Source organism: Lacrimispora sp. YZC11 (assembly GCF_057543815.1).
The window spans coordinates 573,169-586,518 of record NZ_BAAJYQ010000016.1; the positions used below are offsets into that span (position 1 = coordinate 573,169).

Annotated in this window: 13 protein-coding genes, 2 tRNA genes and 1 pseudogene; 6 read left to right on the forward strand and 10 right to left on the reverse strand. The window is 41.0% G+C overall.

Features of this window, described 5'->3' with window-relative positions; genetic code table 11:
- Positions 1 to 62: 62 nt before the first annotated feature.
- The 3 genes from asd to AC27IJ_RS17985 form a co-directional block, all read right to left on the reverse strand.
- On the reverse strand, positions 63 to 1,151 hold the full coding sequence (gene asd / locus AC27IJ_RS17975) for an aspartate-semialdehyde dehydrogenase (protein ID WP_313257882.1): 1,089 nt from the start codon (positions 1,149 to 1,151) through the stop codon (positions 63 to 65).
- A 160-nt stretch (positions 1,152 to 1,311) separates the two neighbouring features.
- Positions 1,312 to 3,546, reverse strand: a complete 2,235-nt coding sequence (locus AC27IJ_RS17980) for a DNA gyrase/topoisomerase IV subunit A (RefSeq protein WP_312501847.1) — start codon at positions 3,544 to 3,546, stop codon at positions 1,312 to 1,314.
- A 12-nt stretch (positions 3,547 to 3,558) separates the two neighbouring features.
- Positions 3,559 to 5,478 (reverse strand): DNA gyrase/topoisomerase IV subunit B, encoded by a 1,920-nt coding sequence (locus AC27IJ_RS17985; protein WP_312444195.1) that lies wholly within the window; start codon positions 5,476 to 5,478, stop codon positions 3,559 to 3,561.
- A gap of 155 nt (positions 5,479 to 5,633) precedes the next feature.
- Here AC27IJ_RS17985 and AC27IJ_RS17990 point away from each other — a divergent pair.
- Together AC27IJ_RS17990 and AC27IJ_RS17995 are read left to right on the forward strand one after the other, a co-directional pair.
- Positions 5,634 to 5,704: transfer RNA gene (locus AC27IJ_RS17990), tRNA-Gly, on the forward strand.
- 308 nt (positions 5,705 to 6,012) lie between these two features.
- Positions 6,013 to 6,213, forward strand: a complete 201-nt coding sequence (locus AC27IJ_RS17995) for a cold-shock protein (protein ID WP_312444196.1) — start codon at positions 6,013 to 6,015, stop codon at positions 6,211 to 6,213.
- 224 nt (positions 6,214 to 6,437) lie between these two features.
- On the opposite strand, the gene AC27IJ_RS18000 is transcribed toward AC27IJ_RS17995, so the two are convergent.
- Positions 6,438 to 7,790 carry a PQQ-dependent sugar dehydrogenase gene (locus AC27IJ_RS18000; protein WP_487150045.1) on the reverse strand — a complete coding sequence of 451 codons (1,353 nt, stop codon included), beginning with the start codon at positions 7,788 to 7,790 and terminating at the stop codon, positions 6,438 to 6,440.
- 122 nt (positions 7,791 to 7,912) lie between these two features.
- On the reverse strand, positions 7,913 to 8,194 hold the full coding sequence (locus AC27IJ_RS18005; protein ID WP_312444376.1) for an acylphosphatase: 282 nt from the start codon (positions 8,192 to 8,194) through the stop codon (positions 7,913 to 7,915).
- A 282-nt stretch (positions 8,195 to 8,476) separates the two neighbouring features.
- Between AC27IJ_RS18005 and AC27IJ_RS18010 the strand changes: the two genes are divergently transcribed.
- Both AC27IJ_RS18010 and AC27IJ_RS18015 read left to right on the forward strand, forming a co-directional pair.
- Positions 8,477 to 8,549: transfer RNA gene (locus AC27IJ_RS18010), tRNA-Thr, on the forward strand.
- Between the two features lie 303 nt (positions 8,550 to 8,852).
- A complete protein-coding gene (locus AC27IJ_RS18015; RefSeq protein WP_331655707.1) occupies positions 8,853 to 9,197 on the forward strand; it encodes an arsenic resistance protein in 345 nt (114 codons plus the stop codon).
- 308 nt (positions 9,198 to 9,505) lie between these two features.
- Here AC27IJ_RS18015 and AC27IJ_RS18020 read toward each other — a convergent pair whose 3' ends face one another.
- The 3 genes from AC27IJ_RS18020 to AC27IJ_RS18030 all read right to left on the reverse strand — a co-directional run bounded on the left by AC27IJ_RS18020 (position 9,506) and on the right by AC27IJ_RS18030 (position 11,102).
- Positions 9,506 to 9,895, reverse strand: coding sequence for a hypothetical protein (locus AC27IJ_RS18020; protein ID WP_487150047.1), 390 nt, complete (start codon positions 9,893 to 9,895; stop codon positions 9,506 to 9,508).
- Between the two features lie 152 nt (positions 9,896 to 10,047).
- On the reverse strand, positions 10,048 to 10,269 hold the full coding sequence (locus AC27IJ_RS18025) for a hypothetical protein (protein WP_312444207.1): 222 nt from the start codon (positions 10,267 to 10,269) through the stop codon (positions 10,048 to 10,050).
- Between the two features lie 440 nt (positions 10,270 to 10,709).
- The gene (locus tag AC27IJ_RS18030; protein WP_312444209.1) at positions 10,710 to 11,102 is read right to left on the reverse strand and encodes a RidA family protein; all 393 of its coding nucleotides are present in this window, start codon (positions 11,100 to 11,102) and stop codon (positions 10,710 to 10,712) included.
- A gap of 105 nt (positions 11,103 to 11,207) precedes the next feature.
- Here AC27IJ_RS18030 and AC27IJ_RS18035 point away from each other — a divergent pair, with 105 nt between their 5' ends.
- Positions 11,208 to 11,549, forward strand: coding sequence for a winged helix-turn-helix transcriptional regulator (locus tag AC27IJ_RS18035; protein ID WP_312444212.1), 342 nt, complete (start codon positions 11,208 to 11,210; stop codon positions 11,547 to 11,549).
- On the opposite strand, the pseudogene AC27IJ_RS18040 reads toward AC27IJ_RS18035, so the two are convergent.
- Positions 11,455 to 11,871 (reverse strand): annotated as a pseudogene (locus tag AC27IJ_RS18040) (phage portal protein); the annotation flags it as partial. The gene AC27IJ_RS18035 and the pseudogene AC27IJ_RS18040 sit on opposite strands and share 95 nt — an antisense overlap.
- A gap of 364 nt (positions 11,872 to 12,235) precedes the next feature.
- A complete protein-coding gene (locus AC27IJ_RS18045; RefSeq protein ID WP_312444216.1) occupies positions 12,236 to 12,709 on the reverse strand; it encodes a peptide-methionine (S)-S-oxide reductase in 474 nt (157 codons plus the stop codon).
- Between the two features lie 259 nt (positions 12,710 to 12,968).
- On the opposite strand from AC27IJ_RS18045, the gene AC27IJ_RS18050 reads away from it, so the two are divergent.
- Positions 12,969 to 13,253 (forward strand): hypothetical protein, encoded by a 285-nt coding sequence (locus AC27IJ_RS18050; protein ID WP_312444219.1) that lies wholly within the window; start codon positions 12,969 to 12,971, stop codon positions 13,251 to 13,253.
- Positions 13,254 to 13,350: the final 97 nt, after the last annotated feature.

A 13,350-nucleotide genomic window follows, 5' to 3' on the forward strand; every position in this document is an offset into this window, starting at 1 on the left:
CTTCCTCCATATACCTTTTATTGAAAGCTCCCTCCCTGCAGGCCGGGAGCTTTATGATCCAATCATTCCTTGGCTTTGATATATCCCTTCGCGGTTAAAAGCTCTGCTGAGAGAACTGCACCGCCGGCCGCTCCGCGGACCGTGTTGTGGGACAGGCCCACAAACTTATAATCATAAACCGAATCTTCTCTTAAACGTCCTACGGAAATTCCCATACCTTTTTCAAAATCCACATCAAGGGTTACCTGAGGACGGTTATCCTCTTCTAAATACTGTATAAACTGCTTGGGGGCGCTGGGAAGCTCCAGTTCCTGAGGAATACCCTTAAAATTCACGATGCGGTCAATCAATTCCTCTTTGGTCGGTTTTTTACGGAATTTTACGAATACAGCCGCCGTATGTCCATTTAATACGGGTACCCGGATGCACTGGCAGGTGATAACCGGTTCACTGGCTTTCACGATCTCTCCGTTTTCAACCTTTCCCCAGAGGCGAAGTGGCTCCTGTTCGCTCTTTTCTTCTTCCCCGCCTATATAAGGAATGATATTTTCTACCATCTCCGGCCAGTCCTTAAAATTCTTTCCGGCTCCTGAGATTGCCTGATAAGTCGTAGCCACCACTTCATAGGGTTCAAATTCTTTCCAGGCCGTCAGGACAGGGGCATAGCTTTGAATGGAACAGTTGGGCTTTACCACAATAAATCCCCGATCCGTGCCCAGACGCTTTTTCTGGTCTTTAATGACTTCAAAATGCTCAGGATTGATCTCCGGCACCACCATAGGAACATCCGGCGTCCAACGATGAGCGCTGTTATTGGATACTACCGGTGTACCGGTCTTTGCATAAGCTTCCTCAATGGCCTTAATTTCTTCCTTGGTCATATCCACAGCGCTGAAAACAAAATCAACACTGGCAGCAACCGATTCCACTTCATTTACATTCATGACAGTTAATTTTTTTACGGACTCAGGCATTGGAGTGGTCATTTTCCAACGGTCACCCACTGCTTCCTCATAAGTTTTGCCAGCAGAACGAGGACTTGCTGCCACAGTCACCACCTCATACCATGGATGTTTCTCCAGAAGAGAAATAAATCTCTGTCCCACCATACCGGTTGCTCCTAAAACGCCAACTCGTAATTTTTTTTCCATCGCTTTCTCCTCTTTTCTTTTCATTTTGTATTCTTATCATATGCTAAATTCTTAACTATCCTATAACAAAGTGAAAAAAAAATCAATATTTATTCGCCAGAAAAATACATTTGTACGCCCCACAAATACATTTCTTTAAAATGTATGCTGTAGTAAAGCATTATAGGCGCACCTTGCTGCCCTTACCGTCACGTTTTCCAATTTTCAGCCGGTTTAAGTGGACCTCTTTTTCCTTGTAATGAATGACAGGATCCTCTCCTAAAAGATACACGGTCTCCAACTCCTCGCCGGGCGCCAGTTTGATCCCCCGTACGCCTCTGGCATTCTTCTTCATCTCAGGAATCTCATCCGTCTGGAAACGTAAAAATACGCCTGCCGACGTCTGAAGCACCACATCCGTCTGTCCTTCCACAAGCTGAACGCTGATGACACCATCCTCGTCCTGTAGCTTGGTAGCCGCAACGGCCCTGTTATTTGTTTCAAATTCCTCTCCCGGCACCAGCTTTACAAGAGCCTGTCTGGTGGAGAACAATAATTTACGGCCCTTAAGGCCCTGTGCATGGCATAAGTATACGATTTCTTCCCTGGTACCATCAAACTTGCTTAAATTGTCAATTGGCGTTCCTTTATCCCGCAGCTTGCCGCCGGGGATATCCAGAAGCTTCACTTGATACAAGTTTCCCGTATTGGTAAAGATACATATTTTATCCGTATTGAAACAGTTTACCACATAAGGATTCTCTGTTTCAATGGTTTCTTTATTTCTTTCATAAGTATTCTTATCAAGCACCTTACAGTACCCAAACCGGTCCATAACAAAGGCGACCTCTGATATGGCAACTGCGTCTTCCACAAAAACAGCTTCCCTACCATCCTCAATAAGAGTCCTTCTTGGAGTTGAATATTCAGCTTTGATATTGTCCAGATCTTTTTTAATGACCGCATCCATGTTTTTGCGGCTGGACAGGATTTTTTCATATTCAGCGATTTTAGCCAGCGTTTCCTTATACTCCTTTTCCAGTTGGAGGATCTCTAAGCCGATCAGCTTATAAAGGCGCATTTCCAGAATAGCTCCTGCCTGTTTTTCCGTAAAGCACAGCTTTTTCGCATCCTCTTCAAATCCCTTAACCCGGAAGTTTATATTGGAAATATCTCCGGTGATCAGACAGTTCTTGGCATCTTTTAAGTTTTTGGAACCTCTTAAAACTGCGATGATCAGATCAATGATATCACAGGCTTTTATAAGACCTTCCCTGATCTCTTTCTTTTCCAGTTCTTTTTCCAAAAGGGTCTGATATTTTCTGGTGGCATTTTCATACTGGAAATCCAGGTAATTTTTTAAGATTCCCTTTAAATCCAGGGTTTCCGGGCGCCCATTAGCAATGGCCAGCATGTTGACTCCAAAGGTATCTTCCAGCTTTGTTTTCTTATAAAGGATGTTGCGGATTCTCTCCACATCCGCATCCTTTCTCAGCTCCAGGACGATTCTGATCCCGTCTTTGTTGGACTGGTTGGAGATGTCCACTACATCCGTAAGCTTTTTGCCCTCCACCAGATCTGCCACATCCATCAGGAATTTATTGATCCCGGCGCCCACCATGGTATAAGGGATCTCAGAGATCACCAGCTTATCCTTATCTGCCTTGCGCTTTCCAAGCTCCACTTCTATTTTGCCTCTGAGCTTGATTTTTCCTACGCCGGTTTCGTAGATGGCAGACAGATCGCTTTTATTTGCTATGATGCCGCCAGTGGGAAAATCCGGTCCAGGCAAATATTCCATTAATTCCTTTATGGTAATATCCTGATTATCAATATATGCCCGGACCGCATCTATGACTTCACCCAGGTTATGGGGTGGGATGCTGGTGCTCATACCTACCGCAATCCCCTCCGCCCCGTTGATCAGCAGGTTTGGAACACGCACAGGAAGTACTTCCGGTTCCTTTTCCGTTTCATCGTAATTGGGTATAAAATCAACCGTCTTATCCAAGTCCTTTAAATAGACTTCCTCTGCAAACTTCTCCAGTCTGGCTTCTGTGTAACGCATGGCTGCCGCTCCGTCTCCCTCAATGGAACCGAAGTTTCCGTGGCCGTTGACCAAAGGCATCCCCTTTTTAAATATCTGGGACATGACTACCAGAGTTTCATATATGGAGCTGTCTCCATGGGGATGGTATTTACCCATGGTATCACCCACGATACGCGCCGACTTCCGGTGGGGCTTATCATGGTTTAAACGAAGCTCGCTCATGTCATATAATACTCGCCGCTGTACCGGCTTTAATCCGTCTCTTGCATCCGGGATCGCTCTGGCAGTGATGACGCTCATGGAATAATTCATGTAGCTCTTCTGCATTTCCTCGGAATATTCTGTTTTAATGATTTTTTCTGCCATTACTCCTTCTCCTTACGCGTCAATCTCAGCTTCATCCGCATGCTCATAGATAAACTGCCGCCTTGGAGGCACATCGCTTCCCATGAGCATTTCGGTAATTTCCGAAGCCATACGGGCATCTTCGATTTCCACCTGTTTCAGCACCCGCCTTTCAGGGTCCAGAGTGGTTTCCCACAGCTGTTCTGCATCCATTTCTCCAAGTCCCTTATACCGCTGCAGGGTAAATTCTCCCGTATGGGTCCTGCGGTAGCGCTCCAGCTCCTTTTCATCATAAAGGTACTGTTCTTCTCCCCGCTTTGGCACTACCTTAAACAGGGGCGGCATGGCTATAAACACATGGCCGTTATAAATAAGCTCCGGCATAAACCGGTACAAAAAGGTGAGAAGAAGGGTGTCGATATGGCTTCCATCCACATCGGCATCGGTCATAAGAATGATTTTATGATACCGCAGCTTTGAAATATCAAAATCATTGCCGTATCCTTCTGAAAAACCGCAGCCAAAGGTATTGATCATGGTCTTGATCTCTGCATTCGCCAGTACCTTGTCCATAGAGGCCTTCTCCACGTTTAATATCTTACCGCGGATAGGAAGGATGGCCTGATACTGCCTGTTACGGGCCGTTTTTGCGGAACCGCCCGCGGAATCTCCCTCAACGATAAAAATTTCACATTCTTTTGCATCACGGCTTTCGCAGTTTGCCAGCTTTCCATTGCTGTCAAAGGAAAACCTTGACCTGGAAAGCATGTTAGTCTTTGCCTTCTCTTCTGCTTTACGGATCTTTGCAGATTTTTCCGCACAGCCGATCACTGCCTTTAAAACTTCCAGATTCCGGTCAAAATACCGCTGCAGTTCATCTCCTGCCACGGTAAATACCGCCTTTGTGGCATCGGCGCTTGCAAGTTTTGTCTTTGTCTGACCTTCAAAAATAGGATCCGGATGCTTTACTGCCACCACGGCCGTTAAACCGTTTCTCGTATCTGCTCCTGTAAAGTTGGCATCCTTTTCTTTTAAAATCCCCAGCTCTCTTGCATAGTTATTGATCATCTGAGTGAAACGGGTCTTAAATCCAGCCAGGTGGGTTCCCCCTTCCTGGGTGAAAATATTGTTGCAAAAACCCAGGATATTCTCCTCAAAGGTATCCACAAACTGCAGGGAAGCTTCCACTTCAACCTTATCCAGGGTCCCCTTAAAATAAATCGGATCGTGAATTGCATCCTTTCCGGCATTTAACTCCTTTACATAAGCGATGATTCCTTCCGGTTCATGATAAATGACGGTTTCCTCTTCTCCCTGCCTTTTGTTGGCATAGGTGATATGAAGCTCCGGATTCAAATACGCAGTTTCATGAAGGCGGCTTTTTAACCATTCCGCTTTAAAACGGATCCTTTCAAAAATCTCCCCGTCAGGAAGGAAGTTGATCTCCGTTCCTGTCCCTTTTGTCTTTCCTAACGTGGGAAGCAGGCCATCCACCAGTTCTACCGTTGGTATGCCCCGCTCATATTCGTCGTAATGAATCAGACCATTCTTATATACTTTAATTTTCATGTGGGCGGACAGGGCGTTCACAACCGAGGAACCGACTCCATGAAGACCGCCGCTGGTCTTGTAGGCATCATTATCAAATTTACCGCCTGCATGAAGGGTAGACAGCACCACGCGCTCTGCCGATATTCCCTTTTTGTGCATCTCCACCGGAATTCCACGTCCTGCATCCTTTACGGTACAGGACCCATCCGCTTCCAGGGTGACCCATATCTGGCTGCAGTAACCGGCAAGATGCTCGTCCACCGCGTTATCTACAATCTCATAAATCAAATGGTTCAGTCCCTTTGTCCCAACACTTCCTATATACATGCCCGGACGTTTTCGAACCGCCTCAAGGCCTTCCAATACGGTAATACTGTCCGCATTATACTGTGCTTTTGCCATGATACTCCTCCACATCTGGTATTGTCATCTCCCATTATACAATGCCTCTTCCATTTTTGGCAAGTTTCTGGCAGTTTTTTTACTAAATTTATAAAAAAGTATTGAACTTTTCCTACACCCTATGCTATAATATAAAACGTGTCAAATAAGATTAAGCAGATATAGTTCATTGGTAGAACATCAGCTTCCCAAGCTGAGGAGGCGGGTCCGATTCCCGTTATCTGCTTTTTTTCTTTATATTTACGTATAAAAAGGACTTCCAAAAATTTGGAGAGTCCTCTTTTTACGTCTTAACACCACTTATTTTTTTACAGCATTGCTGTAAATATATGGCGTGATGTATAGTTTTGGGGCAAATTCTATATCTTCTTTTTTCGCTTGACTTCTTCGCACTTCCGTGCTATGATTTATTAGTATTTTTAATAAAGTTTTGATTTCGCATATATTTGTAAGTCATTATTCTATTGATGATTTACACATATATGCGATATTTTTGTTTTATGAAAATACAATAACTTTAAGGAGGTATCTTTCATGTATAAAGGTACAGTGAAATGGTTTAATGCACAAAAAGGATTCGGTTTTATTTGCGATGAAGAGGGTAATGATATATTCGTACACTTCTCAGGTCTTGCTATGGACGGCTACAAGTCTTTAGAAGATGGTCAGTCTGTCGTTTTCGAAACAATCAATGGCAATCGTGGTTTACAAGCTGTTAACGTACACATCGCATAATCTTCTGCCGATTTATTAATCACATCTAACTTATCCATTTTCTTCAAAATACCAAATTGATAAAATGTATATGTACCAAAAATCTGTATATTAAAAAAGCCAGAGCTATGTTTAATAATTGCAGCTAAGTCAGCAGGGTTTATTATTATATTCCTTGCTGGCTCAACCTAAAATAACATTTAAACATATTTTTTTTCTTCAAATATTTGGTTAATAAAGCACACTTATAACGCTATTTTTCTAATTCTCCATATTACTCCCGTATTTGACAAATACATATTTGGCCTTTCTATATCGGCTATTGCCATATCTGATATATACATTGCGCCATCAGGTCCGAAAACAACATCAGTGGGCCTGCTCAAACCGCTTTCTTCAGGAAATCCCGATTTATTTATCGCAAATGTTGATATCTCCCCACTAACAATATTAACTCTCATGATCCTATGGCCTACGCCTGAATGTATATATTCATTAGACTCTTCATATTGGACTCTGCCAAAACATGCAATATAAATATCTCCTATAGGACCAAAATCCGGCGTTTCATTAAAATCAAATCCCATGATAGTAGAACCTGTTGGAAAAACGGCAGTTGGGGCAGGCGGGGCAGATGGAATTGTTTCAAGCAATAATTCTGGTTTTCTACCCCTAATTGGTGTAAATCTAGGCATTGTCACTGGTTCCCCTCCTGAGTAATCTGGCCAGCCATACCACGCGCCTGTTTTAAATAAAAACAATTCATCCAATGCATTGGCAATCGGTCTGCTTCCTCTGGTATCCATACCTTGATTTGATATAATCAGCCGGTCTGAGTTATCAAATTTCATACAAAATGGATTGCGAAGCCCCCATGCAACCAGTTCTATATTAGAGCCATCCAAATTTGCTCTTAAAACACTACCTGAAGCTAAACGTGTGCCCCTTCTAACTTCGTATTGTTGTATATTAGGAACTCCAAAAGGAGAAAAAGATCCGGTAATAGCCGACTCCATAGCTGGTATCATTACATTTTTTGTTTCAAAATTAGCTTGGTTAAGAATTATATAAGAACCTGGATAATCGTGAAAATACGGATGATCAAAAATCCAGTTATTATCTAGTCCTACTACACCAGAATTTGTTGCTGTTCCCTGCCCAAAATAAATTTTCTCATTATTACTAACCTCGACCCGGTTATTACTAAAGTCCCCAAAACTTGGCAATCCCTTTATAATATCTTGTCTCGTTCCATTGGGATTAATTACTGTTACTACTCCTTTATGCGACACATAAATGTATCCATTTTTATAATTTATCCCCGTCAGAGGAACGTTAAAGCCTTCAGCAACCACTTCCATGCCTTCATTACTTATACGTATTACTTGAGGATTCATGGTGACCAGTCCGGAATCAGCAATTAACATATCCCCCTTTTCCGTGAAAACCATACCAATAGGTGCATTTAATCCTTGAGCAAAAATTTCTATTTGATAACCGATAGGTACACTTATTCGATTGGGATCAAGTTTTCTCTGTATATAAGGGACTTGTTGCGCGTATAACTTCTGCAGATAATTATTGGTAGCGAAATTCACCTTTGATCTCCGCTTTTATATTATTTATAATATATGATAAGTTTTTTAACACGGTGACCACTAAGTCTCGGGTTTGATTCGGATTATCACCGAAAGGACAACCCGCTTTTCTTTTGCCTCTTTCAATACTTCATCTGAAATCCTTTATCTTCCAACAGCGGAATTCGTACTGCCTGGAAGCTGTCAATCCTAATGTAACGGTCCTGTCTTAAACTGTCAATCAGGCGGTCTATTTCATCTTCCCGCCCCTGCAGTTCCATTTCCACCCTCCCATCATCTAAGTTTTTCACCCAGCCTGTGAGGCCAAGGCCCCGGGCAAGCTGCTGGGTCCGGAAGCGGAATCCCACCCCTTGTACCCGCCCGCTGACATAAACGTGCTTTCGGATTTTATCCCATTTTTCCATCACGGTCACATACCCCCCTGACATCTTCCGGCGACAGGGTCTCTCCTTTATTTAATAATAACATCTCATCAAAGGCCTTAACCGTCCATGGACAGTTCATGATAGAAAATTAACCCTTAAGAGATAAGATTTCTCTCTTGTAACTTTTCACTAATTATAGCTTTTTATGTAAGCTTTGGCAATCCTTCCATAATTTAAGTTTTTTTTCATGAAGGGGTTGATTTTTTACAGCTTAACTGTTATACTATCAAAGGTTTAGGCCTTATAATAAAAAACCGGATTGCTTCCGTAGCGCAGTTGGTAGCGCAACGCATTCGTAATGCGTGGGTCGGGGGTTCGAGTCCCCCCGGGAGCTTAGCAAAAAGCCTTGATAATTCAAGGCTTTTTTTCTTTCTATAAAACTTTTTTCTTTCTTAAAATCCTATTTTTTCTCAATCCCACCACTTTCCCACTATCTTAATTTTCTTACTTGCCCCAGCTAAATCAGCTTGTGTCCATCTCCTATCACCTAGCCTTGAAGAGAGTAATAACCTTTATATCGAAATAAATCCTAAAATGAGTATACTGCGCTTGCTCTTTTTGCAGTTAGCAGGCTTTATATCTTTTTTACACATAATAAGCATTAATAGGAAGGTTTTTACCAGCTATCCCCGATTTTATGAATCAGTTTGAGTATGCCAAATTATCTATACCCGATGGCAGTTTTAATCTGGCTGATGATTTACCCTATGATAATGAAAGTAGATTTTCAAAGTATTATAAATGTTGGCAAAAATCCAAAAGGGTGTTTGTTACATGGATTACTAACTGGTTTATAAAACCATTTACCATGTATGCAATCGCCTCACTGTTTATCTTTGTAATTTTAAAAGTGTTCATCTCGCCAGATTTGGCAACGGAATATCTGGCAGGCGCGGTACTTTTGGGAACTGCCCCATGTACTGCGATGGTTTTTGTGTGGAGCAGCTTAACGAAAGATAGATGCCCTACCTCTTTTTTATAGAGTGGCAAATATGAATTACACCATTATCTTGAGATAAGGCTGGTACTATTACTATCATATCCTCGTATATTGCTACTTCTAAAACTTGACCTTTTTGGAATACTGTGTGAGACATACACACATCATTTAGATTAATGGACATGCCATTATAATTGATTAGATTGATTGCTTTTAGAGTATTATCTTTATTCATGTGGCTTCCCTTTCTGCCACCCTGCGTAAATATCATAATATGATACAAGCAGATTGCAAAGTACTTTATTAGGCGGGCCCGGAATACCGAAGCCCGCTCTTATCATTAACTATCTTTAATACTCGTTATACTCTTCGTAATCTTCATACTCATCATACTTTTCACGTTCGTCACATTCATTTTCTTTACGTCTGCATTTTCTGCAGCCGTCTTTAAAGCCTCTCCAGTAAGCTTCTTTTAATGCTTTTCCGAACCATTCGCAGTCCTTATCATGATCACGTTTCTTTTCGCATTCGCATTCACGTTTCTTTTCGCATTCACATTCGCGTTTCTTTTCGCATTCACATTCGCGTTTCTTTTCGCATTCACATTCGCGTTTCTTTTCGCATTCACATTCGCGTTTCTTTTCGCATTCACATTCGCGTTTCTTTTCGCATTCACATTCGCGTTTAGGTTCGCACTTTTCAAAACATTTGCATCTACATTTTAAAGTTTCACTACTCATATACTTAGACTCCTTTCATGCTGAACTCACAATATTATATGGGACAGGTAGACAAGGTGTGAATTACGAGAATGGCTATAGATACTCCAAATAGAAAGGCGGGCCGGAGTTCCGGATACCCGCCAAAATTATATCGCCTGCTATTAAAGTTTTTACAGTCTTTTTTTATTAGCAGTCACACCGGTCTCTGTCACACCGGTCTCTGTCACACCGGTCTCTATCACACCTGTCTCTGTCACACCTGTCTCTGTCACACCGATTATCGCAGTCGTTATCAAAATTACATCTGCATCCGAAATTACAACATCTATTAAATCCGCATCCGAAACATCTATTAAACCCGCATCCGAAACATCTATTAAACCCGCATCCAAAATTGCATCCACAACATCTATTAAAGCAGCACATATATTATATACCTCCCTTAGCTAAGATTGTACTATAATGTATGAGCTAAATAGACAAGGCGTGAAATTGAGGATTGCCCTTCTATCATCCAACCAATCCCGGATACTACATCACCCCGTCCTGATTTGTCAATCGAACACATAAACAGAATGTACATAACAGAAAAAGCGAGCCCCAAATACAGGTACCCGCCTTTTACTAATTTATTACATTGGTGTGAGCGTTATGGGTTAAAAATTGACTCCGTCCCTGCGCTCCATTCTGATTGATACCTACAACTCATGCTCCAACTTAAGCCCTGCTACGGGTTAAAGCAATCGTGCATTACACCTCACTGCATTGCGCTAATAGCAATCATGATTTTTACTAATTGATCTTATAGCGCCTCTTTACCCCCTGAAAAAAATTAATCGATATGTGCCACAGCACGAATTTCAATCAGCTGGTCGGGAAACGACATACTTGATACACCCACGAGAGTGCCAGCTGGTCGGTGATCACCCACATACTCCTTAAAAATTTTAATGCATTTTTCAAAATGTTCTTGCGGGTCTATTAGAAAAATCTCAATCTCAGCAATATTTGATTTTGTAGCACCAAATTCTGCAAGCACTCGATCAAGATTCTCTAATGTTTGTTTCGTCTGTACCTCTATATCTCCCTCTCCAACAAATGTGCCTTGCATATCATGGGAGAATTGCCCCGAAATGTATAAGATGCCGTTAACGCAGTAACCTTGGGCAATACCGTGTTCGCCTTCCCATGGAAGGCCGTGATTATAGGTTTTAATACCAGTCATAATTATCGCTCCTTTACTTTAATGTGAGCTTAGTATATACTAAGTTCAAATATAAAAAAAGTACGTACTTTATTGAAAGGTACTATTTGAAAGGATAGTGTAAGTATGGGTATGGCTGATTTTAATGGCATAGTTAAAAATATTCAAGATACCCCTTTTGGTTATACAATGTCAGTGATTGGTGGAAAATGGAAAATGGTTATTATATACCTTTTAGCTGAAAACCAACCAGTTCGTTTTAATGAAATGCATAGACAAATAGGAACTATTACCTTTAAAATATTGAGTTCTCAATTAAAAGAATTGGAAGCGGATGGACTGGTGAAACGGAAAGAGTATCCCCAGATTCCTCCTAAAGTTGAGTATAGTCTAACAGATAGAGCACAAACTTTATTACCCATTTTAGAAGAATTGTGTGATTGGGGAGCGAAAAATCGAAATAGTTGAAATCCAAAAAATAATTTATTTTGCTAATCCCGGATACTGCAGCGCCACATCCTGATCCGGCGTGAGCGTCACCGGCTCCGTGATTACTAATGAATATAAAAATAGGATACAATACTAATCTTAGCAATATTGTATAATAATCATTTACCCCAATGGTATCACAGGCGTTTTTCCGTTCCGCCCATAGTTTAAATTCAGCTTCCGTCTTTTTTTGCCATGCGTCTGCGGCCTCCCCTGACAGCCCCAGGCGTCCTGCATCTATACTGCTTTTCAACTTCAGCCTGCAGCCTATTACGTTGGTACGGTTTATTTTAATGCCGGAGGTTGCAACAGGGGCAGCCGGCGTTCATAACCTCGGTTAAGTACGGCGTTCTGGTATTTCTCTACGGTCTAGCCTCTGCGGAGCTTTCAGGAGATAAAAGGCGGTACTTTTCAGCCCATACAGAAACCGTAAGCCGTTCCGGAGGTTTGAACCGTATTTGGCTGCGTATGAATCCATATCTAATGCAATCAGATTCACAAACTTTTCACCAAAACATACATATCACCTATCTTATTCCCAAATAAATTTCAGTTTTCTTGTTTTAAATTATTGCATTAAAAAACTACCAGCTTAATACTGATAGTTAGTAGTCTTCTTTATATATTTGATTTTGCCGGCTTCGTATTATGCTCATAACAGTGAGCTATGAATATTTGTGTAATAAATCTTTAGGAATATGACAATAGTCATTAGGGCATCTATCTAATCTATCTTGATGTTCATCTGCACTTTTAACGTAATTCATCAGCGGAAGAACTTCCACTACAATTTTGTCCCTATCTGCTCTTTCTGTTATATAATTCTTGGCATCTTCCAAATGTCGAGGCACTTTACTATATACGCCTGTGCGGTATTTTATTCCCACATCATTACCTTGTTTATTCACACTGTAAGGATCTATAATCTCAAAGAAATAATCCATTAGTTGAGGAACAGTTACAATTTCAGGGTCAAATTCTGTTTTTACGCATTCAGCATAACCATCATACTCACCTTCGAGAGTATTTGAATAACCATTTGCTCGTCCTGCTTGAGTATTAATAACACCTTTTAGTGTTTTGATAAATGCTTGTACACCCCATAGACAGCCACCTGCAAAATATATTGTTTCAACCATAGTATTCACCTGTTTTCTTTCGTCAAATATAAATTACGTTCATGAGTAGAATACCACCATACTTACTAACTATCAATATTAATTTTCCAATGTGCAGCAATACTTTAAATACTAATTTGTCTATTTTTTATCTATCTACGATTTCCTTTGCTATATATTTACGATTTTGTATTCTCCCCTTCTGCCACAATGGAAAACTTTTGTTTTCAATAACTGTAAAAATGTGCTATTATAAAACCAAACTATATAAGGAGGCACTATGACACACTATATCATTGTAAAATTTATAGATACAGTTTCTAATAAAGAAGAATTAATCAGCCAAATTAATGATCTGTTTTCACATGCAACTGAGATACCTGGAATCCAACAGATTCAGACATTTTCATCTTGTATTGACAGAGCAAACCGCCATGATTTAATGATAAAAATGGTTTTTGAACCGAACATTCTGAATGTATGGGATTCATCGAAGATTCACCAAAAATGGAAGGATGATTTCGGGAAATATCTTGCAGCCAAGACTATTTTTGATTGCAATTAAAAAGTGTTACGTGATATCATACTCACCGCTGCTGCCATTCTGATTTCAAATAATATGGATGTACAGTCTGTCGCCGGGGTTCTTGGTCATGCCGATC